Source organism: Rossellomorea oryzaecorticis (assembly GCF_045897515.1).
Lineage (GTDB): Bacteria > Bacillota > Bacilli > Bacillales > Bacillaceae_B > Rossellomorea > Rossellomorea enclensis.
Genome location: NZ_JBJOSA010000002.1, coordinates 251,964 through 277,199, shown reverse-complemented (window position 1 = coordinate 277,199; position 25,236 = coordinate 251,964). Strand labels below are relative to the sequence as shown.

28 protein-coding genes are annotated in these 25,236 nt (G+C 43.0%); all 28 read right to left on the bottom strand.

The genetic code is table 11. The annotated features are described in order from the left end of the window. Position 1: 1 nt before the first annotated feature. The gene (locus ACKA06_RS03540) at positions 2-2,050 is read right to left on the bottom strand and encodes a chemotaxis protein CheA (RefSeq protein ID WP_032088813.1); all 2,049 of its coding nucleotides are present in this window, start codon (positions 2,048-2,050) and stop codon (positions 2-4) included. A 15-nt stretch (positions 2,051-2,065) separates the two neighbouring features. Further along, a complete protein-coding gene (locus ACKA06_RS03535) occupies positions 2,066-3,163 on the bottom strand; it encodes a protein-glutamate methylesterase/protein-glutamine glutaminase (protein ID WP_198257757.1) in 1,098 nt (365 codons plus the stop codon). 4 nt (positions 3,164-3,167) lie between these two features. Continuing rightward, positions 3,168-4,034, bottom strand: coding sequence for a MinD/ParA family protein (locus ACKA06_RS03530; RefSeq protein ID WP_198257758.1), 867 nt, complete (start codon positions 4,032-4,034; stop codon positions 3,168-3,170). Then, the gene (flhF, locus tag ACKA06_RS03525) at positions 4,009-5,169 is read right to left on the bottom strand and encodes a flagellar biosynthesis protein FlhF (protein WP_318293706.1); all 1,161 of its coding nucleotides are present in this window, start codon (positions 5,167-5,169) and stop codon (positions 4,009-4,011) included. Before flhF ends, ACKA06_RS03530 begins: the two co-directional genes overlap by 26 nt. A 5-nt stretch (positions 5,170-5,174) precedes the next feature. Then, entirely contained in the window at positions 5,175-7,211 is a 2,037-nt protein-coding gene (gene flhA / locus ACKA06_RS03520; protein WP_058298423.1) for a flagellar biosynthesis protein FlhA, read from the bottom strand. Between the two features lie 21 nt (positions 7,212-7,232). Beyond that, positions 7,233-8,315: a flagellar biosynthesis protein FlhB gene (gene flhB, locus ACKA06_RS03515; RefSeq protein ID WP_058298422.1), complete on the bottom strand. Its 1,083-nt coding sequence runs from the start codon at positions 8,313-8,315 to the stop codon at positions 7,233-7,235. Between the two features lies 1 nt (position 8,316). Beyond that, positions 8,317-9,093 (bottom strand): flagellar biosynthetic protein FliR, encoded by a 777-nt coding sequence (gene fliR / locus ACKA06_RS03510; protein ID WP_032088819.1) that lies wholly within the window; start codon positions 9,091-9,093, stop codon positions 8,317-8,319. A gap of 4 nt (positions 9,094-9,097) precedes the next feature. Next, positions 9,098-9,367, bottom strand: coding sequence for a flagellar biosynthesis protein FliQ (fliQ, locus tag ACKA06_RS03505; protein WP_032088820.1), 270 nt, complete (start codon positions 9,365-9,367; stop codon positions 9,098-9,100). A 12-nt stretch (positions 9,368-9,379) separates the two neighbouring features. Continuing rightward, positions 9,380-10,045, bottom strand: coding sequence for a flagellar type III secretion system pore protein FliP (fliP, locus tag ACKA06_RS03500; RefSeq protein WP_032088821.1), 666 nt, complete (start codon positions 10,043-10,045; stop codon positions 9,380-9,382). Next, complete coding sequence (locus tag ACKA06_RS03495; RefSeq protein WP_052011637.1) at positions 10,038-10,694, bottom strand: flagellar biosynthetic protein FliO; 657 nt, start codon at positions 10,692-10,694, stop codon at positions 10,038-10,040. The genes fliP and ACKA06_RS03495 overlap by 8 nt, the downstream gene beginning before the upstream one ends. 23 nt (positions 10,695-10,717) lie before the next feature. Continuing rightward, positions 10,718-11,080 (bottom strand): response regulator, encoded by a 363-nt coding sequence (locus tag ACKA06_RS03490; RefSeq protein ID WP_032088822.1) that lies wholly within the window; start codon positions 11,078-11,080, stop codon positions 10,718-10,720. A 74-nt stretch (positions 11,081-11,154) separates the two neighbouring features. Next, positions 11,155-12,351 (bottom strand): flagellar motor switch phosphatase FliY, encoded by a 1,197-nt coding sequence (gene fliY, locus ACKA06_RS03485; protein WP_198257761.1) that lies wholly within the window; start codon positions 12,349-12,351, stop codon positions 11,155-11,157. Further along, complete coding sequence (gene fliM, locus ACKA06_RS03480; RefSeq protein ID WP_032088829.1) at positions 12,341-13,336, bottom strand: flagellar motor switch protein FliM; 996 nt, start codon at positions 13,334-13,336, stop codon at positions 12,341-12,343. Before fliM ends, fliY begins: the two co-directional genes overlap by 11 nt. A gap of 33 nt (positions 13,337-13,369) precedes the next feature. Continuing rightward, complete coding sequence (gene fliL / locus ACKA06_RS03475; protein ID WP_032088830.1) at positions 13,370-13,795, bottom strand: flagellar basal body-associated protein FliL; 426 nt, start codon at positions 13,793-13,795, stop codon at positions 13,370-13,372. Continuing rightward, positions 13,785-14,006 carry a flagellar FlbD family protein gene (locus ACKA06_RS03470; protein WP_032088831.1) on the bottom strand — a complete coding sequence of 74 codons (222 nt, stop codon included), beginning with the start codon at positions 14,004-14,006 and terminating at the stop codon, positions 13,785-13,787. The genes fliL and ACKA06_RS03470 overlap by 11 nt, the downstream gene beginning before the upstream one ends. A 78-nt stretch (positions 14,007-14,084) precedes the next feature. Continuing rightward, positions 14,085-15,308 carry a flagellar hook protein FlgE gene (locus ACKA06_RS03465; protein ID WP_032088832.1) on the bottom strand — a complete coding sequence of 408 codons (1,224 nt, stop codon included), beginning with the start codon at positions 15,306-15,308 and terminating at the stop codon, positions 14,085-14,087. A gap of 72 nt (positions 15,309-15,380) precedes the next feature. Then, positions 15,381-15,773: a TIGR02530 family flagellar biosynthesis protein gene (locus ACKA06_RS03460; RefSeq protein WP_032088833.1), complete on the bottom strand. Its 393-nt coding sequence runs from the start codon at positions 15,771-15,773 to the stop codon at positions 15,381-15,383. A gap of 14 nt (positions 15,774-15,787) precedes the next feature. Beyond that, positions 15,788-16,420, bottom strand: coding sequence for a flagellar hook assembly protein FlgD (gene flgD / locus ACKA06_RS03455; protein WP_032088834.1), 633 nt, complete (start codon positions 16,418-16,420; stop codon positions 15,788-15,790). A gap of 9 nt (positions 16,421-16,429) precedes the next feature. Next, the gene (locus tag ACKA06_RS03450) at positions 16,430-17,650 is read right to left on the bottom strand and encodes a flagellar hook-length control protein FliK (RefSeq protein WP_052011638.1); all 1,221 of its coding nucleotides are present in this window, start codon (positions 17,648-17,650) and stop codon (positions 16,430-16,432) included. A 31-nt stretch (positions 17,651-17,681) separates the two neighbouring features. After that, positions 17,682-18,266 (bottom strand): MotE family protein, encoded by a 585-nt coding sequence (locus tag ACKA06_RS03445; RefSeq protein ID WP_032088835.1) that lies wholly within the window; start codon positions 18,264-18,266, stop codon positions 17,682-17,684. 4 nt (positions 18,267-18,270) lie between these two features. Beyond that, entirely contained in the window at positions 18,271-18,717 is a 447-nt protein-coding gene (gene fliJ, locus ACKA06_RS03440; protein WP_058298413.1) for a flagellar export protein FliJ, read from the bottom strand. Further along, positions 18,714-20,042: a flagellar protein export ATPase FliI gene (gene fliI / locus ACKA06_RS03435; RefSeq protein ID WP_032088837.1), complete on the bottom strand. Its 1,329-nt coding sequence runs from the start codon at positions 20,040-20,042 to the stop codon at positions 18,714-18,716. The genes fliJ and fliI overlap by 4 nt, the downstream gene beginning before the upstream one ends. Continuing rightward, positions 20,039-20,818, bottom strand: a complete 780-nt coding sequence (gene fliH, locus ACKA06_RS03430; protein WP_032088838.1) for a flagellar assembly protein FliH — start codon at positions 20,816-20,818, stop codon at positions 20,039-20,041. Before fliH ends, fliI begins: the two co-directional genes overlap by 4 nt. After that, complete coding sequence (gene fliG / locus ACKA06_RS03425; protein WP_032088839.1) at positions 20,811-21,824, bottom strand: flagellar motor switch protein FliG; 1,014 nt, start codon at positions 21,822-21,824, stop codon at positions 20,811-20,813. Before fliG ends, fliH begins: the two co-directional genes overlap by 8 nt. A gap of 12 nt (positions 21,825-21,836) precedes the next feature. Then, complete coding sequence (gene fliF, locus ACKA06_RS03420) at positions 21,837-23,420, bottom strand: flagellar basal-body MS-ring/collar protein FliF (RefSeq protein WP_058298410.1); 1,584 nt, start codon at positions 23,418-23,420, stop codon at positions 21,837-21,839. A 33-nt stretch (positions 23,421-23,453) separates the two neighbouring features. Then, complete coding sequence (fliE, locus tag ACKA06_RS03415; protein ID WP_052011639.1) at positions 23,454-23,759, bottom strand: flagellar hook-basal body complex protein FliE; 306 nt, start codon at positions 23,757-23,759, stop codon at positions 23,454-23,456. Positions 23,760-23,772: 13 nt separating this feature from the next. Beyond that, the gene (flgC, locus tag ACKA06_RS03410) at positions 23,773-24,234 is read right to left on the bottom strand and encodes a flagellar basal body rod protein FlgC (RefSeq protein ID WP_032088841.1); all 462 of its coding nucleotides are present in this window, start codon (positions 24,232-24,234) and stop codon (positions 23,773-23,775) included. A gap of 2 nt (positions 24,235-24,236) precedes the next feature. Beyond that, complete coding sequence (flgB, locus tag ACKA06_RS03405) at positions 24,237-24,623, bottom strand: flagellar basal body rod protein FlgB (RefSeq protein WP_032088842.1); 387 nt, start codon at positions 24,621-24,623, stop codon at positions 24,237-24,239. Positions 24,624-25,236 lie beyond the last annotated feature (613 nt).

The following is a 25,236-nucleotide window of genomic DNA, read 5'->3' as shown; positions in this document are numbered from 1 at the left end:
CCTATTTAATTAATGCATTGCAATCAACAATCAATGCCACTTGTCCGTCTCCGAGAATGGTCGCGCCGGAAATGGCAAATACATCGGTTAAATAATTGCCCAGTGATTTCAGCACAATCTCCTGCTGTCCGACAAAGGAATCTACTACAAGTCCCGCCATCTTTTCCCCTTTGCGAACGATCACAGTCGAATAATAGTCTTCCTCTTCCATTTTTTCTTTTGGCACTTCAAAAATATCCTCAAGGAAGATAAGCGGTACTACTTTACCGCGGAAGTCGATCACTTTTTGATTATGGGCATTCATGATTTCCTCTTTTTTCACGATGGCTGTTTCAATAATGGATGATAAAGGAATCGCGTATTTCTCCTTCTCGATTTCAACCAGCATAACCGAAATGATAGAGAGGGTAAGCGGCAGTTGTATGGAAAACAATGACCCATATCCTTCAGTTGAATCTATGGTGATTGATCCGCCCAGGGATTCTATCGTCGCTTTGACTACATCCAGGCCGACTCCCCTTCCGGATATATCGGAAATTTGTTCTGCAGTGGAAAACCCGGAAGCTAAAATCAATTCATAAATTTGACGATCAGTGAGTGTATCTGCGGTTTCTTCACTGACGATTCCCTTTTGAACCGCTTTCTCAAGGACCCGATGTTTATTGATGCCGGCACCGTCATCTTCCAATTCAATGAATACATGATTTCCGCTGTGATAAGCTTTGAGCTTTACTGTACCTTCTTCCGGTTTTCCATTCTTCAAGCGGATATCCGGCTTCTCGATTCCATGATCAATTGCATTACGGATCAGGTGGACCAGCGGATCTCCTATTTCATCAATAACAGTACGGTCAAGTTCGGTTTCAGCTCCGATAATTTCAATATTGATTTTTTTATTTAAATCCCTTGCCAGCTGGCGTACCATTCTAGGGAACCGATTGAATACTGTTTCAACAGGAACCATCCTCATATTCAAGATGATATTTTGTAAATCCCCGGAAATACGAGTCATTCTTTCAACCGTTTCATTCAATTCAGGATTTCCGAGGTCTTGGGAAATCTGTTCCAGTCTTCCCCGGTCAATGACGAGTTCTTCAAATAAATTCATCAAGATATCCAAACGCTCGATATTCACTCTTATTGTTTTATTTGCCGGACCGGATTTTGGGGAAGCAGCGGAAGGCTGCAATTCTTTTGGGGACTTCTCTTTCTCGAGTGCATCCCCTTCTTCTTTTCTCGTAGTCTTTGCTTCATCTGTATGTACTGAATTACTTCCCTTAAGAGCAGCAGGCGTTACTTCCGAAAGGGCAACTTTTTCCACTTCTGAAACTTTCATTACCTTTTTCTCCAGGCTTACCGCATCTTCATTCGTAATAAGCGTAACGGTAAAAGATTGATCAAATTGCTCTTCTTCAAGCTTATCCACTGACGGTTCTGATTTAATGATTTCCCCGCTTTTCTCCAACACTTCAAAGACCATATAAACTCTTGCTGCTTTAAGGAGGCAGTCTTCCCTCAATGATACGGAAAGTTCAAAACATTGCATTCCCTGTTCATATGACTGTTCGATTACGGTCTGTTCGTAGGCTTCATATTCAATAGGAGCTTTTTCTTGCGCAACGGCTGAAGCTGTCTCTGATTGAGCAGCCGCTTGGATGGCAGGAATTCCTTCGCCTTTTTCAATGGCATTCAGTAAAGCAACCACTTCCGTTACATCTCGTTTCCCATCTCCTCCGTTTGAGATGGAAAGGACCATCGCTTCAAGATCATCCACCGATTTAAAGACCACATCCAGCACCTCAGGAGAAACATATATTTTCTCGTTTCTGATCCCGTCGAGGACATTCTCCATTTTATGAGTGAGGTTTGCGAGATCTTCATATCCCATCGTTGCAGACATACCTTTCAAGGTGTGGGCTGCACGAAAAATTTCATTCACGATTGATAGATTTTCAGGATTCTTTTCCAATTCAAGCAATTGTTCATTGCATGACTGCAGATTTTCTTTACTTTCTTCAATAAAGACTTCTAAATATTGGCTCATTTCCATATGTTCTACACCTCTCTACCTCATGTACTTCATTATCGAGTGACCAATTCCTTCTACATTGACGACTTCGTCTGCAAGCTTTGCAGCTATTACAGATTTAGGCATTCCGTAAACGATGCAAGTTTCATGTGATTCTGCAATCGCTGTAACGTTTCCGTTCTCTTTCAACTTCCTCAGGCCTTCTGTACCGTCAGTTCCCATTCCCGTCATCACTACCGCAACTGTATTACAGCCGCCGAGATTTCCTGCTGATTCAAATAAGACATCAACCGATGGACGGTGCCCGTTTCTCAAAGGTTCTTCCTTGGTTAAATGGACCATCAGGTTTGATTCATCGTTCATTATCCTCATATGAAATCCACCCGGGGCAATATAGGCCGTACCCTTCTCGAGATACTCCCCATGTTCTGCTTCTTTTACCGTTATACGGGCCAGCGAGTTCAAGCGGTCAGCCAGGGATTTCGTAAATCCGGGAGGCATGTGCTGTACGATCGCGACAGGTGCATCCAGGGTGGATGGCAGGTTTGTCAGCACATGCTGCAGAGCCCTTGGTCCGCCCGTTGAGGTGCCGATCAGGATAAGCGCAGGGTTTTGTTTGTCATTCATTTTTGGAGCAGCTTCACATTTTAAAGCGGGATTTGCCATTTCTTTATGACGATTCCTTTTTTCCGGATAATTGCTGCTTGAAAAAGGATTCCCAAGCAGCTTGGAAATCGGCACAAGACTTGCTGAATACACCTTGCGTACGATTTCCTCCTGAATCTTATGCAGGTCCAGTGAGATCGTACCTGAAGGTTTTGCAATAAAATCCACCGCACCATACTGGACCGCTTTAATGGTTTCCTCTGCCCCTTCTTTGGTAGTGGAAGAAAGCATGACAACCGGAACGGGACATTCGGACATTATTTTCTTTAATGCCTCTATGCCGTTCAGTTTCGGCATTTCAACGTCCAGGGTGATGACATCGGGTGAAAGTTTTTTTATCTTCACCAGCGCGTCCTCTCCGTTGCGGGCAATCCCCACTACTTCCATTTCTTCTGAAGCAGATATGAAATCACTGATCAACTTTCTCATAAATGCAGAATCATCGACCACCAGCACTTTTTTCTTCATCTCTTTACCTCCTGAAAAATAAACTCTTTATATTTTTCAAGAACGAAGGTTTTTCGTTTTGAAATTCAAATTTGTCAGATTCATTGAGAAAACGATTTGCAAGAGAATCCAAGCCCATTGAAATTTGCGAACGCGGAAAGCTTTGAATCAAGGGAACCTGAACGCTGACCGCTTTTCTTACTGCGGGATCTTCAGGCAAAACCCCCAATGGGATTATTTCCTTTTTCAAAAACTTCCTGGCTGTTTCCTGGAGCCTTGAAAGGGTGAGTAATCCTTCCTGCTTACTCTCTGCCCTGTTACACACAAGGTAGAATTCTTTTCTTTCATCCCTCATGTGGATATATTTCATCATGGAATATGCATCGGTTATCGAAGTCGGCTCAGGGGTGGTGACGACCATAATCTGCTCCATCGTCATTAGGAAATCCAGTGTTCCTTTGGTTGCTCCCGCTCCCATATCAAAAACGATATAATCATACTTTAGCACCAATTGATCCATCGCCTCAAAAAAGCGTTCTTGCTGCTCTTCCTTCCACTCTACTACACTATCAAGGCCATTCCCTCCGCTAATATAGGAAATTCCATGAACATTTTCACATATGACATCATTGATATCCAGGTCTTTATTCCTGATAAAATCCATGATTGATGAAGGGTTATGACTGCCCAGGAGGATATGGATGTTCCCCATCCCGATATCCATATCGAACAATAAGGTCTTCTTATGTGCCTTCCCTAGTAATATCGACAGGTTGGTTGATATGTTTGATTTCCCTACTCCCCCTTTACCGCTGACAATGCCAATCGTCTTCGCATGGGGATGTGAATTCAGAAGCATCTTTTGCCTAAGATGATATGCTTGATCTTTCATAACTGAATCCTTTCAGAAGCAGTCTTCCGATTTCCTCGGCATTTACTTCACTGATATCTTCAGGCACATCCTGGCCTGTTGTTATATAAGCAATTCCCCTCTGGGTCTCCTTTATGACATTCATCATCGAACCATAACTTGATGTTTCGTCCAATTTCGTAAAAATATAACGGCATATATCTATGGAAGAAAATTGGGCGATGATTTCTTTCATGTCCGTTTCCTTGCTTGTGAGGGATAACACCAGGAATGTTTCCATGTCCCGCTCGAAGTCTATGATTTTTCGCATATCTTCTACATATTTCTTTTCCCTGAAATTTCTTCCTGCTGTATCTATGAATACATGGTCGAAATCAGTGAATTTATCGATGGCTTTTTTATAGTCTTCAATTTTATAAACTACTTCCACCGGCACATTCAGGAGTCCCGCATATGTCTTTAATTGCTCAATGGCCGCGATCCTGTATGTATCCGTCGTAATGAATCCTATCTTCATTCTTTTGTCAATCACTGCCTCTGCAGCCATTTTCGCGAGAGTGGTCGTCTTCCCCACACCGGTAGGCCCGATAACATTGATATATTTTTTCTTATAGCTTATTCCCGACATTTGAATATCAATGATTTCGTTTTTTATAAACTGTTTTGCCCATACAAGCAAATCATTTTCGACATTGTTTGTTGTGTCTTTAGCAAGCTTTAATTTGTCATCAAGATAGCTTCCTGCTTTAACGAGCAGTGCCTCTTTAAGGCCCTGCTCTTGTAAATGAGTCAATATTCTCCGGATTCTTTCATCATACTGCTCGAATTGTTTTGCAGTCGTAAAAGCAGCAATCATATTTTTTAATTCCTTCAACTCTTGCTGAACATAGTCTTCGGGAATTGACGTTTTTTCTTTAACTGATTTGTCGGGAGCTGATTTCGATAATTTGTGCTGATGACGAAGTTTTTTCATTTCTGCTTTTTCAGCTTCGACCATAGGATCGACTGCAGCAACGACCTCGACCATCTTTTTCTTGAAAAGCCCCAGTATGCCTCCTGTATGTGTCACCTTTGAGTTTAAGATGACTGCATCTTCCCCCAGCTCGCTCCTGACCTTTTTCATAGCTTCACTCATACTGGGTGCTACATATTTCACTACTTTCAATCTACATTCACCACCCCAACACTTTGTACTTCTACGTTCGCTTCCAATTCGTTATATGAGAGAATCGGCACTTGCGGGAAATAACGTTCTGTCAATTGCCGTACGTACATTCTGACAGCAGGTGAACACAGGATGATCGGTGATTCTTCCATTAAAGATAATTGTTCGATCTGGCTTGCGATGGTTTCGAGCAGACGCTGTGAATCAGTTGGATCCATCGATAAATAATTCCCGTGTTCTGTCTGCTGAATGGAATCTGCAATCAGCTTTTCTGCCTTGCCGGACATTGTGACCACTTTAAGATTCCCATTCTCCTGGACAAAATGATTCGTGATTTGACGGGCAAGTGCCTGTCTTACGTATTCAGCAAGCAGGTCCGTGTCCGAGCTCATTTTAGAAAAATCAGCAAGGGTTTCAAAAATGACTGGAAGATTTCGGACTGACACATTTTCTTTTAACAGTTTGGCCAGCACTTTTTGCACTTCGCCCACTGATAACGGGTTCGGGGTGACCTCTTCAACCAGAATCGGATAAGATTCCTGAAGATGATCGATTAATTGTTTCGTCTCTTGTCTGCCAAGGAGTTCATGGGCATTCGTCTTAATCACTTCTGTAATATGAGTTGAAACCACGGATGGTGGATCCACCACTGTGTAACCGAATATTTCCGCCTGCTCCTTCATATCCTCTGAAATCCATTTGGCTGGAAGGCCAAATGAAGGTTCAACGGTGTCGATCCCTTCAATTGAATCATCCTCGACACCGGGACTCATGGCTAAGTAATGATCAAGCAGTAGTTCTCCCCGTGCCATTTCATTGCCTTTGATTTTCAACCGGTATTCATTGGGCTGAAGCTGGATATTATCCCTGATCCTTACGACCGGAATCACTAACCCAAGCTCAATTGCAAGCTGTCTCCTGATCATGACGATCCGATCAAGCAGATCGCCACCCTGGTTGGTATCGGCAAGCGGGATCAACCCGTAGCCGAACTCAAACTCTATCGGATCTACATTAAGGAGATTGACTACGCTTTCTGGGCTCTTCATCTCTTCCGTCTCTATTTCTTCGTCCATTGCAGCCGTTTCGGCTTCACTTTCGACAGGGGTACGTGAAAGCATAAATCCTCCAATTGCCATCGCTGCCGCAATGGGGATGGTCAATAGATCGTTTATCGGAGTTGCCACACCAAGCATGAAAATGGTGAACGCTGCTACATAGAGCATAAACGGATAGGCCAAAAGCTGGTTCATGATATCCTGGCCGAGATTCCCTTCTGATGCGGCCCTTGTCACCACAATCCCTGTAGCAGTTGAAATCAATAATGCCGGAATCTGGCTGACGATCCCATCCCCGACCGTAAGGAGTGAATAGCGGGTGGCCGCCTCCCCGATCGGCAGTCCCTGCTGTGTCATACCGATGATGATCCCGAAAATTAAGTTGATCATGACAATCACGATTCCTGCAATAGCATCACCCTTTACGAACTTTGAAGCACCATCCATCGCCCCATAAAAATCTGCTTCCCTGCTGATCTTATCCCTCCGGTGCCTGGCATCTTGTTCGGAAATCATTCCAGCATTCAGGTCGGCATCGATGCTCATTTGTTTACCTGGCATGGCATCAAGCGTAAACCTTGCAGCTACTTCGGATACACGCTCCGATCCTTTGGTAATGACAATGAATTGAATGACAATCAAGATCACGAAAACGACGAGACCGACTAATACATTTCCTCCAACTACAAATGTTCCAAATGTTTCCACAACGCCCCCTGCTTCTCCCTTACTGAGAATCGACCTCGTTGTGGAAACATTTAGACCTAAGCGAAATAGCGTAAGCAATAACAGTAACGATGGAAAAATGGAAAATTGGAGCGGTTCATTCATATTCATCGAGGTTAGGAGTACTAAAAGAGCAAGTGAAATATTTACAATAATAAGCACACTCAACATCCAGGAAGGGAATGGGATGATAAGCATGGCTACGATCAATATGACACTGGCTAATACGGATAAATCTCTTGCTGACATACTATAACTCTCCTAACTTTCTTACAATTTGTTTTGAATTCGATACACATACGCGAGAATTTCAGCCACAGCTTTAAAGAACTCTTCCGGTACGGTATCCCCGACCTCTGCTGCATCATACAATGATCTCGCCAGCGGACGGTTCTCCACCATCACTACATCATTTTCTTTGGCGATATATTTTATTTTCTGTGCCAGGTAATCCACTCCCTTAGCAACAACATAGGGAGCATCTCTTTTCGTTTCATCATACTTCAGGGCAATGGCAAAGTGGGTCGGATTCGTTATCACCACATCTGCCTCCGGGACTTCCTGCATCATCCGGCGCATGGCCATTTCCCGCTGCCTTTGCTTTATTTTGGATTTAATCAAAGGGTCACCCTCGATGTTTTTATGTTCATCCTTCAGATCTTGTTTTGACATCCGGATATTTTTTTCAAAATCGAATTTTTGATAAAGATAATCAAATACAGACAGAAACAGTAGAGCAAGTGAAGCAGCTATTCCCATCTGCACGGCCAATTTTGACATGACAATCAAGGAATCCCCGACAGATTTGAATGATAAACTCAGCACTTCTTCTATATTCGTCCAGAGAACTACAAAGGTAATGGCTCCAATGAATGATATTTTCAGAATCGACTTCAGCAGTTCCACGATGGCCCTGAGTGAAAAAATGCGCTTGAAACCTTTTATCGGGTCTATCTTTTCCAATTTCGGTTCCAGTGGCTTGGTGGTGAACATGACACCCACCTGTATATAGTTGGCCGCAATGCCTGCCACCATCGCAACGAGCATAATCGGTCCCAGTAGAAGCGCAAGTTCCTTCATAAGGTCCATCGTGATGACCTGGACAGTATTTTCTGTCACCTCCATCAGCATATATTCCTGAAAGGATTGACGGAATAAATCAAACACAATGTTGCCGATATATGAGGATCCGAAGGTGAAGAATAAAAATACCGCCAACAGGATGATCGCTGTGTTGACATCCTGACTTTTAGCAGTCTGGCCTTTTTTTTTGGCGTCCTCCCTTTTTTTAGGAGTGGCTTTTTCTGTTTTTTCGCCACTGAAGAACTGTAAATCTAATGATAACCGCCGCACCTTACGCGCCCCCAATTAACTTCATTAAATCCCGCATTGTTATGAACATCATTTCAAATAGCTGCTGCATGACGGCAAACATGACGCCCATTACGATAAATAGAACAATAAATGAGACTGCTATTTTAATGGGGAATCCTACAACGAATACATTCAGCTGAGGAACGGTCCTTGCAACAATCCCCAAAGCTACATCCACAAGGAAGAGAGTCGCTACAACCGGAATCGACATTTGAAAAGCGATGATGAACATGGAATTAAAGGTCTTTATAATATAGTCAATCAAATTTTCATCTCCAAAAGGGATCCAGGGGCTGTCGACCGGTATTAGCTGATAGCTGTAAAAGATGCCGTCAAGAATTAAATGATGGCCATTCAGTGCTAAGAGTAAAAGTAATGAAAAAGTGTACAGATACTGCCCCATTAACGGACTTTGTGCACCAGTCTGGGGATCGATGACATTCGCAATGGCAAACCCCATCTGAAAATCAATGAACCCCCCGGCTATCTGGATGGCGGAAACAATCATATAAGCAACAAACCCTATTAACAGACCCACCATTGCTTCTTTCATCACCAGAAGGATGTATTGCCCGTTGATCTCAAATGCTTTTGATTCGACCGTATAATACATCACCCACGAAAGCACAAGCGAAAAGGCAAGGCGATGCTGGGCAGGGATATTGCGGTATGAAAATAAAGGCATTGTGACAAAAAAAGCTGAAACCCTAACAAAAACGAGTAAGAATACCGATAATACAGGTACAAGCTCTGACATTCTATTACCCTACAAACCTTGTTAAGTCAGAAAAGATCTGGGATGAATAGGTGACTATTTTCGTCAGCATCCACGGCCCGAAAAACACGATCCCGATCAGCACCGCAACGATTTTCGGAATAAACGCAAGCGTCTGCTCCTGAATTTGAGTGGTTGCCTGAAAGATACTTACAATCAATCCCACTACAAGTGCAAGCAGCAGCAATGGACCGGATACGATCAGAGTTATATAAACCCCGCGTTCGGCTAACGCAATAACAGATTCGGCATTCATAAAATCACCTACTTAAAAACTTTCTAAAAGAGATTTAACGACCAAGTACCAGCCATCTACCAGTACAAATAGTAAAATTTTGAACGGAAGCGAGATCATTACCGGTGGAAGCATCATCATCCCCATTGACATTAAGACGCTGGCCACCACCATATCTATGACAAGAAACGGAATGAAAATCATAAAGCCGATTTGAAAGGCTGTCTTGATTTCGCTCAACGCAAATGCCGGTACTAGAGAGGTCATCGGTATATCTGCGATTGATTCGGGTCTTTCAGCACCGGAGTAGCTTAAGAAGAGCTCCAGATCCTTCTGTCTTGTATGTTTACTCATGAATTCTTTAAAAGGGACAGCAGCATTCTCATACGCTTCCTCCAGATTGATTTCTTCATTAAAAAGAGGTGTCAAAGCATTTTCATTAACCTCTTGGAACGTCGGTGCCATGATAAAGAAGGTCAGGAATAAGGAGAGCCCTACCAACACCTGATTCGGCGGCATTTGCTGGGTTGCCAGTGAAGTCCTTACAAAGGAAAGAACGATCATGATACGGGTAAAAGACGTCATTAGAATAAGGATGCTAGGAGCCAGTGACAGGACTGTAAATAACAGCAGGAGCTTTACACTGGTGGAAACGGAGTCCGCTGGGCTTCCATTGAAAAATTCCATAAATTCATTCATCTGAGCGGTTCTCCTTGTCCTTCAAATCTTTAAGCATCCTTTTTCTCCCTTTACTCATTTCGTCCAGCTGCTTTTTGAAATGTGACTGAAAGGAGCCTTGTTCAGAATTTCCCGTACCGCCTTTAACCTTCGTCAGCAGATTCGAAACGACTGTCTTTGCATCTCGCATCTGCTCGGTCCCATTGTGATAATAAGCCAGAATCTCTTCTTTTTCCTTTTCATCATGTACCTCTTTTAACAGCTGGATATCTTCTCCAACCCCTAATACCAGCACTTGGTTCCCTACTTTGACAATCTGTACGGAGCGGTTTCCCCCAAGGGGGGCCCCCCCTAAATGGTTGATCATCTTTGTCTGTTGAAACGATCTTCCTTTTTGATTAATGAATTTTAACAGGAAATAGATAAGTGCTACTACAAATATCAATGCAAAGATCATTTTCACATAATCAAAGAAAGTGACGCCCGCTGTTTGAGTTTCCGAAATCTCTCCCTTATCGGAAGGTTTCACATCTTTGTTTCCGTTTTCGCCGCTTTCAGGGCTTTCATACCAATCATCCACTGACTTCATGTTGGCATGTGCCGGTGACACACCGGTACATGCCAGGAAGAGAATACATAAAACACTCATTACTAGTTGAAGCTTCTTCAATACATACACCTTCTTAAAAACAGTTAACTTAAAGCTTTCTGTATCGCCTCGATTACACGGTCGGCCTGAAACGGTTTGACAATGAAATCCTTTGCGCCTGCCTGGATTGCATCGATGACCATCGCCTGCTGGCCCATTGCTGAACACATAATGATCTTGGCCCCGGGATCCATCGCTTTGATATCCTTCAATGCTGCGATGCCATCTTTTTCAGGCATGGTGATATCCATTGTGACCAAATCAGGCTGTACTTCTTTGTACTTCTCTACTGCCTGGGCTCCATCGGCAGCTTCACCCACTACCTCGAATCCATTTTTCGTTAGAATATCTTTAATCATCATCCGCATAAAAGCTGCATCATCTACTATCAAAATCTTATTTGCCATCGACGTCATCCTCCAATTATTAAATATTTATTTTAACTGCTTATATGATCTATGGTACTTGCTCTAATTTATAATTACCTGAGTTTGTTCAAACGGTCACTAGGGCTTACGATATCCGAGATGCGGACACCAAAATTCTCATCGATTACAACCACTTCACCTTTTGCTATCAGTCTGCTGTTCACCAGGATATCAACTGGTTCGCCTGCTAATTTATCGAGTTCAATGATCGAACCCGAAGACATTTCCAATATGTCCTTTACGGAACGATTCGTCCTGCCTAGTTCCACTGTCACTTGTAACGGGATGTCAAGGAGCATATCAAGATTTTTCGATTCCTGCTGGCCCAACCCGCCAGGCTGAAACTCAGAGAAAGTGGCAGGCTGTACATTCACCTGCTGCTGTCCGGAATATCCATAGCCGCCGTAATGCTGTGGCGGTGATTGCTGCTCCCCGGTCTGGGCATGTATGTCAGCAGTTGCACTAGGTGCCTCTTTTGCAGGTGCTTGCTTACCCATATGCTTTTCAGGCAGAGCTTGCTGAATATCTTTTGCAGGGATATCTGTTTCCACAACCGGTTCTTCCCCGCTTCCATTCATCAGCTCATCGACAAGGCTTCTCGCAAAGCTTAACGGAAGAAGCTGCATGATGCTTGAATCGATGAGATTTCCGATCTTCAGTGAAAAAGAAACCTTTACCAGCAGATCCTGGTCCGGGATATTTTCCTGTCCTTCTCCCTGCGGTATATACATTAAATCAATGGAAGGAGGTGAGATATCGACCTTCTTACTGAAAACCGTCGACATGGACGTAGCTGCGGAACCCATCATTTGATTCATCGCTTCCTGAACCGCACTGAGCTGAATTTCGCCAAGTTCCCCTGAAGGATTCAGCCCGTCACCGCCAAGCATCAAATCAGCGATGATTGAAGCATCGGACTGTTTAATCACCAGCAGATTTGCCCCGGAAAACCCTTCTGTATACTGAACTTCTATTGCAACGTATGGATGAGGGAATTCTTCCTCCAGTGAATTTTTATTCACAATGGACACTTGGGGAGTTGTGATTTCAACCTTTTGATTAAGCAATGTGGATAATGCTGTTGCAGAACTTCCAAAAGAAATATTCCCAACTTCCCCTAGAGCATCTTGTTCCATGGTACTGATATAATCATTTATGTTGATTTCGACCGGATCCTGTTCTTCAGGTTCTGCAGAACCCCTAAGGAGCGCATCGATTTCATCTTGTGACAACATATCATCACTCATCATCGTCGTCTCCCCCTTTCAATGTTTCTAAAATTTGGATTGCAAGTTTATTATTCGATTTACCAGGCTGACCTGTGAATTTCGGGATCTCCCCGATCTTAATGGTGAGCGGATCATCGATTCTGGCATTCAGTTGAATGACATCCCCGCTGTCAAGCATCAGAAAATCCTCTATGGAAATTTCTGAAATTCCCAGCTCTGCTACAACCGGGACGTTTGCGGTTTTAATTCTTTTTTCAAGGTTTGCCGTTTCTTCCGGCTTGATGTCCTTCTTCTTGGTTTCCATCCAGTAACTCCCCGACAGTTTCGGAAGGATGGGTTCAAGTACTACATGAGGGATACAAATATTTATCATCCCGCTTGTTTCTCCAATCGTAGTATTCAAAGAAATGACCACGACGGTTTCATTCGGGGAAACCATCTGGAGAAATTGGGGATTGACCTCAAACTCCGCAAATACCGGATCAATGTCTGCCACTGTACTCCATGCTTCACTTAAATTTTCGAAAGCCCGCTCAAAAAGCTGTGACATGATCGTTGTCTCTATTTCCGTCAAGTTCTCCACTTTATTGACACTGACCCCTTTACCGCCCATCACCCGGTCCATCATCGAATAAGCGATATTCGGATTGATTTCCATCAGGATCCTTCCGTCCAAGGGGGGGAGTTCATATACATTCAAGATGGTCATTTTCGGTACCGAACGAATGAATTCTTCATATGGAATCTGATCTGCAGATGCAACGTTGATTTGTACGTATGTACGAAGCTGTGCGGAAAAATAAGTGGTCAAAATCCGCGCAAAGTTCTCATGAATACGGGTCAAACTTCTTATCTGATCTTTTGAGAAGCGTAAAGCCCTTTTAAAATCATAAACTTTTACTTTTCTTTCTTCTTCTTCTTTCTTAAAATCGTCTGCACTCATTTCACCAGTGTTCAATGCAGATAACAAGGCATCTATTTCACTTTGTGACAAAACATCTGCCATTTCTTCACCCCCAGCCCATGCATTTTTCCATTATCATTGAATCATCATAGAGGTGATGTACACTTTTTCGACCATTCCTTCTTGCATCAGGGCATTCACCTTTTCCTTGACCTTGGCCTCAATTATTTCTTTGCCCTTCTTCCCTTGAAGTTCATCTGCTTTCATTTCAGAAAGTTCTTCTATAATGATGTTATTCACTTGAAAATCTCTTTTCTCCAACTCTTCCTTTGCTTTTTTGCTGTCGGTTTGAACTTTGAAAGAAATACGTATAAAATCATTGCTTAATAGATTGGTTGTTATTTCAGGGATATCGACTGATGCTTCGATAACCTCTTCAATCGATGGTTCCTTTGTTTCTTCATCACCTGAAAATTTCAAAATGACAACCAGGGCAATCACCCCCGCCAACGTGATTGTCACCAGAAGGATCAACATGATGGTCAAGAATTTATTTTTCATCTGTGCCGCCTCCTTTGAACGCCGGATCAAGAAGGTTTACAGTGCGGAAAAAAGCAAGAGTATATCCGGCAACCTCATCTACCGACTCTTTCACCACATATTTCCGGCCGTTGGTCAATTGGATCGTTGTATCCGGGAATGCCTCAACAGTCTCAATATAAAAGGCGTTGAGAGTAAAGGGTTTACCATTCAATCTAGTTAACGTAATCATATTATGTGGAACTGACTCCCGCTGGATATAAAGGTATCTTATAGCAAGAGCCAGCCTCCTTCCTCCCTTACTGACGAATTATCGCTTCAAGTTAACCAGTTCCTGCAAGATTTCATCCGAGGTGGTGATGATTCTGGTATTCGCCTGGAACCCTCTTTGGGCCGTGATCATTTCAGTGAATTCTTCCGATAGGTCGACATTTGACATTTCGAGGGAACCGGATTGAAGAGATCCCCTTCCATCTCCTGCCGTTCCCATATTTGGAAGTCCGGAGTTGTTTGATTCCTGGAATAAATTATTCCCTGCCTTTGTCAAACCGCCTGGATTTGAAAATGTCGCCAATGCCAGCTGACTGAGCACTCTTACTTCGCCATTTGAAAAGACGCCGTTCACTTCCCCTGAAGATCCGATATTAAAACTCTCGAGGTACCCTTCCGAGTTACCGTTCACGGTATCCGTATTTGCGGATGAGGAACTGTCGAATTGAGTGATGTTGGAGAAATCCATCTCGATATCCAAGTCATTCGCCCCGTTAGAATTAGTGAGAGAAAGATTATGCGGCATGGCAGTCGTCAGTTTCCCATCTGCATCGAAACTGAATGATAGATTCCCCCCTCCAGCAACAGTCACTCCATTGGTCAGGCTCGAAATATCTGCGGTCCATGAGTTATTACCAGCCTCTTTTGTCAAAGTAATGTTCAAACTGATGTCGTTCCCCTGGGAATCCTTCACCTTAGTTTCGATTCCCACTTCGGTCCCGGCTGCAGCAGTCGCTTTTAAATTCCCATTGTATGCAGCTTTAGTTGTAGCCTGCGGTGCCATCGTTGTGTCAGTATCAATTTTAATATCCGCTACACCTGAACGGTTGACCACTCCATCGGCATCAACCGGATATCCCTGTACCAGGGCTCCCCCGCCTGTCACAAGACTTCCGTTCGAATCCAAGTAGAAGTTTCCGGCTCTTGTATAAAGTGCGTTATTCCCTTGTCTGACCATGAAGAAGCCGTCACCGGAAACTGCTACATCAAGTGACCTTCCTGTTGTTTGCAGGCTTCCTTGAGTCTGGATACTGTCAATCGAACCCAACGTGGAACCTAAACCGACTTGCATCGCATTTTGGCCGCCGCGGTTGTCAGTTGCCCTGCTGGCTCCGGATACCGTCTGGTTCATAAGGTCTTGAAACGTTACGCGTCCCTTCTTGTAACCATAAGTGTTCACATTCGCGATATTGTTCCCAATGACATCTAGTTTTGTTTGAAAGTTCTTCATCCCGCTTATACCTGAATACATTGAACGTAGCATTCTTTTTACCCCTTTCTTAGTGAGCTGCTTCAATCATTCCACAGCTGTCAGGCTTCCTTTTAAAGGTCCAGCCTATGAATCCATTAATATAGTTCCATTAATATTAGTGAAAATCTGCGAGTTTGCTTCCTGCCTGTCCAATGCTGTTATGACTGTTTCATTTTTCGCACTGACGATCAAGGCAGCATCTTTTAAAAGCACCAGTGACTCCTGGACTCCCTTGGATTTGGCTTCATTCACTTTTTCCGCGATTTTTTCCCATTGTGGCGGTGTGATGAAAATACCTCTTTGTTCCATTCTGCTCTTGGCATGTTTACTGATCTGAAGACCCGGGGAACGGGTGAGCACTTTATCCAGTTCGGCTGAAAAAGCAGTATTCCCTCTGAGATCGGATTGGGCAGTTCTCGGCTTTATGGTTGTTGGTAATGGCTTAGGTGGAATGCGGTGCAAGAAAGCTTTATCCATACGCCCCCTCCTTGTTAAGATTCGATTTTAGTCAGGCTTCCGCTCTTGATTCTTTCGCCGCCATCCGTATGGACCCAAATATGAGAGTCTTTGGAGGATACAGATTGAACGGTGCCGGTCTTCTCTCCTTCTTCATCTTCCCAAGTCACTTTTTTCCCAATCAACATTGACGCATTTACCAAAGATACATCGGAGGCAGTCACATCATTCACTTGTGAGATGTTACCCGGCGTGAGGATCGTACCGTCTCCCATGACGAATTCAACATTATTCTCTTTAAAACGTATGCCTTTCACGATTCCCTGACCTTCTGTGATTTCAGGTGCTTCATCTGTATCCGCATTGCTGATCTTATGCCAGGTAACCTGTTTTCCAACAAATTGATTATAAGAAATCAATTGGGATTGATTTTGGTTCTCTACGAATTTTTCCATCGTATTAGTGAGATTCGTCATTTGCTCCAAGGACGAAAAAGTTGCCATTTGAGCAATGAAATCCTTATCCTGCATCGGGTTCATTGGATCCTGATTTTGAAGCTGTGTCATCAGGATTTTCAGGAAATCATCTTTCCCTAAAATATCATTCCCGCCTTCACGTTTCTTCGTCTGCAAGGTTGAATAAAGTAAATTCGGATCTATTTTTGTCATTTTCATCACCTATACTTCGCTGCTCACGAGATATTCTTTAAAGCCTGCTGCTTCCTGTTCCTCATTATCCTTATGAGTATCTTCGGGTGCTTGCTTTGACTGACCGTTCTGCTGATGTGACTGGCCTTTTGACTGACGTTCGGGATCGGCGAGTGCCTGTGAAACTTCAATCTTATCAACCTGCAGATTCTGGGATGTAAATGCATGCTTCAAACCTTGAAGCTGCGAATCAAGCATTTCCTTTGCGGCCGATGTTGTAGCAAGAATCCTGGCTGTCATGATTCCATTGGTTTGTAGAATTTCGATTCTCAGGGAGCCAAGCTGTTCAGGATATAATTTAATTAACAGCTTATTCATATTAGGCTGTGTCTGCAAATTGGATCTGCTCAATATTGTTTGAAATTCCTTGACGAATTGTTCATATTGCAGTGCACCCTTTGTCTGGCCCATGTTCATAGTAAATGATTCAGACTTGTGAACAAGGGTATGAAGGTTATTCCCCTGCACGGAAAGCATAAGTTTGTTCTGCTCGGGTTTAACAGCTTCCGTCATTTCCATAGATGAATGCCGACTGTATGCAGCCCTTATGATTTCTTCCTTGTTCCCCTGCTTCAAGGCAGCGCTGACCTGAAGTACCGTTTCTGTTTTTTGCTGAAGCTGTTTCAATAATTCGTTCATCTCAGACACTCTTTGAGCTTCCCCCATCGGAAGGTCTTTTTGAGCTGCAATGAACACAAGTGCTTTAGCCATCTTCACGAGCTGATTTGCTGCTTGAGGATTTACCAAATCCCCTTTGTTTTTATTGATGGAGAGTTGTACAAAATGTAATAAGTCCACGATTGATTCCAGGGACATTTCTATTTCGCTCTCTTCTTTCTTTAAGCTGGCGGGTAAGCCTGCCTGCAGACTGTCTTGCAGCTTTATGATTTCTTCTAAGTCAATATTCATTACACCGGCGATGTCTTCAATGTCCAGTTCGACCAAATTCCCGAAGGCTTCAATTTGTTCATCAGTGAGTCCCAAATCCACCAAACCTTTCGCACTGAGCAAACGATTTAACAGTTCAAGCGCCGGGGATATGTCATTAACATTTATGGTCTTTTGCTGAATTGAACTATTTAAACTTCCAAGCAGATGCTGGGAAAATGAAGCGCTGCCCCGCTTGGATGAACTCATTCCGTTGACAGATACCCCTTTTACCTGAATGGCTTGTGTTGGTGCGATTTCCATTCCTTCACCCCCTTTCCAATGCATTTATCTTCTAACTCTCATCTGCTGCCAATAAACCTGTGTATCTTGCGGCATCCTCAGGAGGCATTTTCTCAAGTATGTCTGCTAAATCATCCGGTTTTATGCTGGAAAGTATTTTAAGTGCTTCTTGCTCCTCCATCTTCATCAAGACCGGGGCGGCACTTTTGGCGGACATGGACTCGAATGTGCTTACTACTTCTTTAAAAGCCCGTTTATTTTCTTCCCCTATCTGTCTCAGCTCTTCAAGCTCAAGCTTCTGCTGCTCGATTGTTGCCTGGAGTTTTTCATTGTCCTTTTCCCTGCCGTCAATTTCACTTCGCAGCTGGGAGATTTGCGCTTCTTTATCCTCAATGGAAGTCTGTAACGAAACAATCCGGCTCTCCAGCTGCTCCTTCCCCTCCTCACTCGCTGATGGAAGCACTTTTGAAATGAAAGGAACGGACTGTGCTTTTTCAAACACATTGATCCCTGCAACTGTCATGACGATCAAGGCGATGGTAATCGCAAATAATAGAGGAATGAAGATTACAAATACAATCCATTGAAAACGGCTGGTTTCTTTGGTCTCTTTCTCTTCTGCAATCGTTTTTGGCATTCTATCACCTGATTCCTCGATTCATGTATTGAACAACGGACACTTCATCCAATTGTTTGTTTTCATCTTCTTTCAATTTTTGAAGGAAAACGCTTGAGTCCTTTTCTTTTATTTTTTCGTATTTCTTCACTTCCATGTTCATATCGACAAGTTTTTCTTCATACCAGTTCATACGATTACGTGCTTGGATCACAAGTTCCTGATAATAGGAAATCGTTTTTTCCAGGTTAGTAATGAATTGTTGATGGTGGCGTATATCCTGAACCGAGAGGCCGTTTTGAAGTCGGCCGGCTTGGTGGAATTCCAAATCTTCCTTTTTCTTTAAAAATCCATAAAGCATTTCGGCCACCTTTTCAAACTTTGAGATAGCTCCTTTATATTGCTCATTCAATTCATCTTTCTCTTTTTCCTTGAGGGTCAAGATCCGTTCAAATCGATATTGATAACTCATGACCGCACGTCACCTTTTTCTGCCAGCTGTATAAGTCGGTCGATACTTTCAGCCTGCGATATTTTTTCATAAACGCCTTGTTTAAGAAAAGAAATAATCTTGGGATAGTAGTTAATGGCTTCGTCTATTTCTTTAGAAGAACCCTTCTTATAGGCACCGATTTGAATGAGATCTTCAGATTCGATATAGGTGCTGTAGAGCTCCCTTAACCTTACTGAAGCCTCCAGGTGCTGATCCGATGCCAGATGATTCATGAGGCGGCTGACGCTTTTCAAGATATTGATAGCCGGAAATTGCCCCCTGTTGGCTATTTTTCGATCCAATACAATATGTCCATCCAAAATTCCCCGGACTGTATCGGAAATTGGTTCATTTAGGTCATCGCCATCCACGAGCACAGTATAGAACGCCGTAATGCTTCCCTTTAGGTTGGTTCCCGTCCTTTCAAGCAGCTTCGGGAGTATCGCAAATACTGAAGGAGTATACCCCTTTGTTGTAGGAGGTTCACCGACAGCCAGGCCGATTTCCCGCTGCGCCATTGCCACGCGTGTAGCAGAATCCATCATCAACATTACATTCAAGCCTTTGTCGCGAAAATATTCAGCGATTGCCGTGGCTGTAAAGGCACCCTTGATCCGCATCAGAGCAGGCTGATCCGAAGTAGCAGCAACCACAATCGTTCTTTTCAAACCTTCTTCGCCCAGGTCCCTCTCTATGAATTCCCTGACTTCCCTGCCGCGTTCCCCAATTAATGCAATGACATTCAAATCAGCTTTCGTATTCCTTGCAATCATTCCGAGCAAGGTGCTCTTTCCTACGCCGCTCCCCGCAAAGATCCCGACACGCTGACCTTTACCTACCGTCAGCATACTATCGATTGCTTTCACTCCTACTTCCATCGGCTCATCGATCGGTGGCCGTGAAAGGGGATTCGGCGGTTCCTGGTCGGTGTGGGCAGCCGCCAGGCCGCCAGGCAGCATACTTCCGTCCAGCGGCTTGCCCAGCGAGTCCACGACCTTACCGATCAATGCCGGCCCTATTTTTACCTCTAAAGGCTTTGAGGTAGCTTCCACCAGACTTCCCGGTGCTATATCCTGCATGTTGGAATAGGGCATGAGGATGACAAGCTGTCCATTGAACCCCACCACTTCTGCCAGAATGATTTTCGGAACTCCGCGGCTGGTGATATGGATATAACAGACCTCCCCGACAGAACTCTCGGGACCCTGCGACTCAATCATAAGTCCGACAGCCCGCTTTACTTTCCCGTATTTCTTGAACGTATTTACCTGCGGGATAAGCGGAAGTAAATCTATTGCTTTCATGTCCCATCCCCCTGCAGCATCTCAAACAGTTTCAATTTTAATTCAGACAGTTGTGAGTCAATACTTACGATGATCCTTCCTTGATTCGTCTCTATGTAACATTGCTCGTCTTCCAAGTCATCATTAGCATAAATAAAACATTGTACATTTGCGGGAAATACGGTTTCGATTTCCTTTTTATTTTCCGCCAGATTCTTATATTTAGAAGGATGGCAATGAATTTGAACCTCAGGTAATTCCCTGACTTCCTTCAAACTCCTTTTGACAATTGAAGTAAATGTATCCGGATTATCTTCAATCTTTTTTCCGATGATTTTTTCAGCACTTGCAATGGCAAGTGATACAATCACTTCCTGTGCATTTTCCAGATATGAATAATATTCTTGTTTGTTTAACTCTGTAATTCGATCTGCTTCATCCAACCGTCTGGTATACTCCTGATATCCTTTTTTCATACCCTCTTCTTCGCCTTTTAGGAATCCTGCATCATAGGCTTCTTGAAATTGCAGCTCACGTTCAGTCAGCCAGTTATCTTTTTCCTGTTGAATCTGGTTTTTAATACGGTCCCTTTCTTCAAAAGCCCCGGATAAAATCTTCTCAGCTTCACGCTTGGCTTCTGTGATTAAATCTTCTATCTCTGTATACCTCAGCTGCTGTTGGTTGGAAAGATCCTCTTCTGAAAGTTCCGTCATTGAAGAACGAATGTTCTTAAGGGCTATGATCTTATTATTATCACCGCGAGTTTGAGCTGCGGAAGACTTAATGATCCTAGACAATGATATCGTCTCCTCCACCCCGGGCGATGATGATTTCCCCGGCTTCTTCCAATCGTCTGATGATTGCTACGATTCTTGATTGAGCTTCTTCTACATCACGCAGTCTGACCGGCCCCATGAATTCCATTTCTTCTTTGAGGGTCTCCACCATACGATTTGACATGTTCTTAAATACAATTTCCTTGACCTCGTCGCTCGATACCTTGAGTGACAGAAGGAGGTCTTCATTATCACAATCTCTGATTACTCGTTGGATGGAACGGCCATCCAGTGTAACGATATCTTCAAATACAAACATCCTCTTCTTGATTTCTTCCGCAAGTTCCGGATCCTGTATTTCAAGTGCATCCAGAATCGTTTTTTCCGTGGAACGGTCTACACCATTCAGAACTTCAACGACAGCTTCCACTCCGCCGGTTTGTGTGTAATCCTGCGTAACTGTAGCGGACAGCTTTCTTTCAAGAATGGCTTCGACCTCACTGATCACTTCCGGTGAGGTACCGTCCATTATCGCAATTCTTCTCGCTATATCAGCCTGGACGTCTTGAGGAAGCTCAGATAGAATTTGTCCAGATTGCTGAGGATCCAAGTATGATAGAATCAGGGCAATCGTCTGCGGATGTTCATTTTGTATAAAGTTCAATATCTGAGCCGGATCAGCTTTCCGGGCAAAGTCAAAGGGCTTCACCTGTAATGATGAAGTCAGGCGGTTGATGATCGCTGCAGCCTGATCCGCACCAAGCGCCTTCTCAAGGACTGTTTTCGCGTAACCGATCCCGCCCTGGGAAATATAGTCCTGTGCAATTGCAATACTGTGAAATTCTTCTAAGATATCTTCTTTTGCTTCAGTCTCGACCTTCCTCACCCCGGATATCTCCAACGTAAGCTTCTCTATCTCTTCTTCAGATAAATGTTTATAGACTGATGCCGACACATCGGGACCAAGTGAAATCAAGAGGATAGCCGCTTTTTGTTTACCTGTTAAATCTTTTTCTCTTCTAGCCATTTCCTCACCCTTCTACTCATCAGCTAACCAAGTTCGAAGTAATTTGGCGAACTCTTCCGGTTTTTCTTTTGCCATTCTCTCAAGCTGCTTACGCCTGATCGAACCATCCGTTTCTTCTTTTGGTTCGATTTCAGGGATTTCAGCAGGGATGCGTTCCTCTTCAAAGTACAATTCCTCTTCCTTCTTCTTGCGTGATTTCAGCAGGAAGAATATCAGCAATAGAATGACGACCAGCAGGATGCCGCCAATGGCATATACCCACCAAGGAATTCCTTGCTTCGTATCATCTTCAAATTCCATCTTTCCATTAAACTCCTGTACTGAAACGACAACCTTATCTTCTATATCTTCGTCTGTCAGTTCCGGGGAAGCTTCCTTATCGATGGAAGTCCTCACGATGGTTGATAGAACCTTTTGTATATCATCAATCCGGTCCTGGGGAAGTGAATTCTCGTCCTCGGGGTTCGGGGGCTCCACCATCACCTGTATCCCCAGGTCACGTATTTTGTATGGACTCTCTACGATTTCGGACCTGATCCGATTGACCTCATTATTGATCGTTTCTTCCATTCTTTCATAATCACCGTTTGATCCAGTTCCTTCTTGATAGGAATCAAGGGTATCATCTGTGTCTTCTCCTGAAGGCACACCTCCCGGACCTGCACCTTCTCCCGAAAAGGTTTCCGTGATTCTCTGTGCGCTTACGGCGATTCCTTCCATATTTTCTTCATCAACAGGCGTTACCATGTTTTTTTCATGGTTCGCCTGGGTAAAGTCAATATCAGTCGATACTGAAACCACTACTTTATTAAAACCAATAAGTGTGCCGAGCATATTCTGAACCTGACGCTGGATATCCCGTTCGATTTCCTTTTTCACATCCATTTGCTGGGCGATGTTTCCGCTCATGGAATTATTTTGAGATTCTAAATCGAAATACTCAAAAAACTGGTTCATGATGACGATATTCTCAGTAGGCAGGTTTGGAACACTCTTCGATACTAGATGATACAGAGATTTTATTTGACGCTGGTCCATATTAAATCCAGGATTCGTATTCAGAACAATAGATGCAGAAGCATTCTGGTCATCATCATTGAGGAACACCTGCTCTTCCGGCAGATTAATCATGACCTTTGCATCTTTTACGCCTTCTATCCCTTTAATCAGATCTACAAGCTCTGTCTGCATTGCATCAAGCTTCATTACGTTAAATTCATTATCTGTCATTCCAAAACCGGCATTCTTACTAAAAAAAGAGTAGTCTATGCTGCCGGAATTTGGAATTCCTTCAGCTGCAAGCTCCACTTTTAAAGTGTCTACCTGTTCAGAAGGAACGAGAATGGCAGTCCCTCCCTCTGTAATCTGGGATGGAACTCCCCTGCCATCAAGATTTTCCTTAATGGAGCCTGTCTCTGATGGGGACAGATTCTTATACAAGGGCGCCATCGGTGTTTTTGTCATAAAAAAAACGGCAGCGCTTATGATAATGATGCTGCAAAGCAAAACAGCTCCCATGCCGGCTTTTTGCTTTCTCGTTCTGCTTGTCCAATATGTCTTTATTTGATTTGTATAGTTCTTAAACGATTCATTCATTACAATCCTCCGGTACTCGACTACACGTTTCTATTACATTGGCATTCTCATTATTTCCTGATACGCCTCAACCACTTTATTACGTACTTCCATTGTTGTCTGAAGAGTGATACTTGCTTTCTGCGAAGCGATCATTACTTGATGAAGATCGACATTTTCACCACGCACCAGTTTTTCTGTCATTCTATCTGATTGAATCTGTGTTTGATTGACCTCTTCAATTGATTTTTTCAGCAATTGCCCGAAATTAGTTGTGGCATCTGAAGGTGAAATTTGTTTTTTGCTTAACGACGGACTTAAAAAATTCGGATTGACCGAACTTATACTATGTATGGCCATGAGTGCTTCCTCCCTACTTACCTATTTCAAGTGATTTCATCAGAATCGATTTATTTGCATTGAACACAGTGACATTTGCTTCATAAGAGCGTGTAGCTGAGATCAGGTCGACCATTTCCCTGAGAGGGTCGACATTGGGAAGCTCTACATACCCTTCTTCATCAGCATCCGGGTGTTCCGGGTCATAGACCATTTTAAAGGGAGTCGTATCATCCTCTTGTATCCTGGATACTTTGACACCCTGTCCAACGGAATGAGCCCCTTTATTAACGGCTGCATTAAGAAAGGATGAAAAACCCGCTTCCTTGGGTTCCATTACAACCGATTTCCTTCTATACGGCTCCCACTCACCATCTGCATTTACCTTTGCCCTCGTGGAATCTGCATTTGCCATATTGGATGATATGACATCCATTCTTAATCTCTGAGCAGTCAGTGCGGAAGATGTAGTGTTTAAACTAGTGAAAATGGACAATGCTACTTACCTCCCCTGATAACTGTTTTCAAAGAGTTGAACTTTCCATTGATCCGATCTGAAAGCGCATTGAAATAAATTTGGTTTTCTGCCATGTTTGACATTTCCTTGTCCAGGTCAACCCCGTTTCCATTATGGTTGAATTGATAGGCATTTCTTGACTTCACAGCAGGATGTGTATCAGCAGACTTAAATGTGAAATGCCTTGAATCTGTTCTTTTTGCATCCAATTGCATAGTTTGATTCAGAACGGTCTTAAAATCTACTTCTTTTGCTTTGTAGTTTGGAGTATCGACATTTGCTATGTTTTGAGAGATTACTTTCTGATTTAAAGAGGCATAGTCCAGGCCCCTTTCTAGACTTGTAATCGTATTGGAAAATAATTTCACCTGAAGCACCTCTATCCATATAATTAGTAAGATCCGGATATTTTTACAAATATAACTTCTTTCCGTCCTTATTGTAATGTTTAGGTCGAATAGTGTCTATGAATATTCAGTATTTTTTAACGAAAATCGTCGAAAAATGAAGAATTAATGACTTTAAACCTATAAAATGACCTATTTTTGGAAATTATTTTTATTCATCATTACTCCAGTGTTTCATTTCAATTACACAACATTACAAAGTTTTACATGGTTAATTTTATCAGCGACTCCATATTTCCTCTAGCTGAATATTTTTCCAATTAATCGACATTTCAATACACAATTTCTATGATTTTTATTACTTTTGAATGTTTTCATTATACTTATTCGATGCCATTGTAATGGTGTCGAAAAAAGTCGTAATAGAAATGTAACATCTTAATTTTACTACCCATATTATAGAAGACAAGACCCATCACTTGTCCTTTCATAGTCCTTTCGGCTTATTTACTACCTAATAATTGTCTATGTATACAACCTTTTCATCAGACAGCTTAATACCTGCACAATCAGCTGATTATCTCCTGAATTGATACTCCAATCACGAGCAAGACGGACTGCTGTTCAAATAAAA

Bases quoted from the DNA above. Each gene is read 5' to 3' on its own strand.
- ACKA06_RS03540 (WP_032088813.1), bottom strand. From the start codon at position 2,050: ATGGAAATGAGCCAATATTTAGAAGTCTTTATTGAAGAAAGTAAAGAA.
- ACKA06_RS03535 (WP_198257757.1), bottom strand. From the start codon at position 3,163: ATGAAGAAAAAAGTGCTGGTGGTCGATGATTCTGCATTTATGAGAAAG.
- ACKA06_RS03530 (WP_198257758.1), bottom strand. From the start codon at position 4,034: ATGAAAGATCAAGCATATCATCTTAGGCAAAAGATGCTTCTGAATTCA.
- flhA (WP_058298423.1), bottom strand. From the start codon at position 7,211: ATGTCAGCAAGAGATTTATCCGTATTAGCCAGTGTCATATTGATCGTA.
- fliR (WP_032088819.1), bottom strand. From the start codon at position 9,093: ATGTCAGAGCTTGTACCTGTATTATCGGTATTCTTACTCGTTTTTGTT.
- fliQ (WP_032088820.1), bottom strand. From the start codon at position 9,367: ATGAATGCCGAATCTGTTATTGCGTTAGCCGAACGCGGGGTTTATATA.
- fliP (WP_032088821.1), bottom strand. From the start codon at position 10,045: ATGAATGAATTTATGGAATTTTTCAATGGAAGCCCAGCGGACTCCGTT.
- ACKA06_RS03490 (WP_032088822.1), bottom strand. From the start codon at position 11,080: ATGGCAAATAAGATTTTGATAGTAGATGATGCAGCTTTTATGCGGATG.
- fliY (WP_198257761.1), bottom strand. From the start codon at position 12,351: ATGATGAGTGATGATATGTTGTCACAAGATGAAATCGATGCGCTCCTT.
- fliM (WP_032088829.1), bottom strand. From the start codon at position 13,336: ATGGCAGATGTTTTGTCACAAAGTGAAATAGATGCCTTGTTATCTGCA.
- fliL (WP_032088830.1), bottom strand. From the start codon at position 13,795: ATGAAAAATAAATTCTTGACCATCATGTTGATCCTTCTGGTGACAATC.
- ACKA06_RS03470 (WP_032088831.1), bottom strand. From the start codon at position 14,006: ATGATTACGTTAACTAGATTGAATGGTAAACCCTTTACTCTCAACGCC.
- ACKA06_RS03465 (WP_032088832.1), bottom strand. From the start codon at position 15,308: ATGCTACGTTCAATGTATTCAGGTATAAGCGGGATGAAGAACTTTCAA.
- ACKA06_RS03460 (WP_032088833.1), bottom strand. From the start codon at position 15,773: ATGGATAAAGCTTTCTTGCACCGCATTCCACCTAAGCCATTACCAACA.
- flgD (WP_032088834.1), bottom strand. From the start codon at position 16,420: ATGACAAAAATAGATCCGAATTTACTTTATTCAACCTTGCAGACGAAG.
- ACKA06_RS03450 (WP_052011638.1), bottom strand. From the start codon at position 17,650: ATGGAAATCGCACCAACACAAGCCATTCAGGTAAAAGGGGTATCTGTC.
- ACKA06_RS03445 (WP_032088835.1), bottom strand. From the start codon at position 18,266: ATGCCAAAAACGATTGCAGAAGAGAAAGAGACCAAAGAAACCAGCCGT.
- fliJ (WP_058298413.1), bottom strand. From the start codon at position 18,717: ATGAGTTATCAATATCGATTTGAACGGATCTTGACCCTCAAGGAAAAA.
- fliI (WP_032088837.1), bottom strand. From the start codon at position 20,042: ATGAAAGCAATAGATTTACTTCCGCTTATCCCGCAGGTAAATACGTTC.
- fliG (WP_032088839.1), bottom strand. From the start codon at position 21,824: ATGGCTAGAAGAGAAAAAGATTTAACAGGTAAACAAAAAGCGGCTATC.
- fliF (WP_058298410.1), bottom strand. From the start codon at position 23,420: ATGAATGAATCGTTTAAGAACTATACAAATCAAATAAAGACATATTGG.
- fliE (WP_052011639.1), bottom strand. From the start codon at position 23,759: ATGGCCATACATAGTATAAGTTCGGTCAATCCGAATTTTTTAAGTCCG.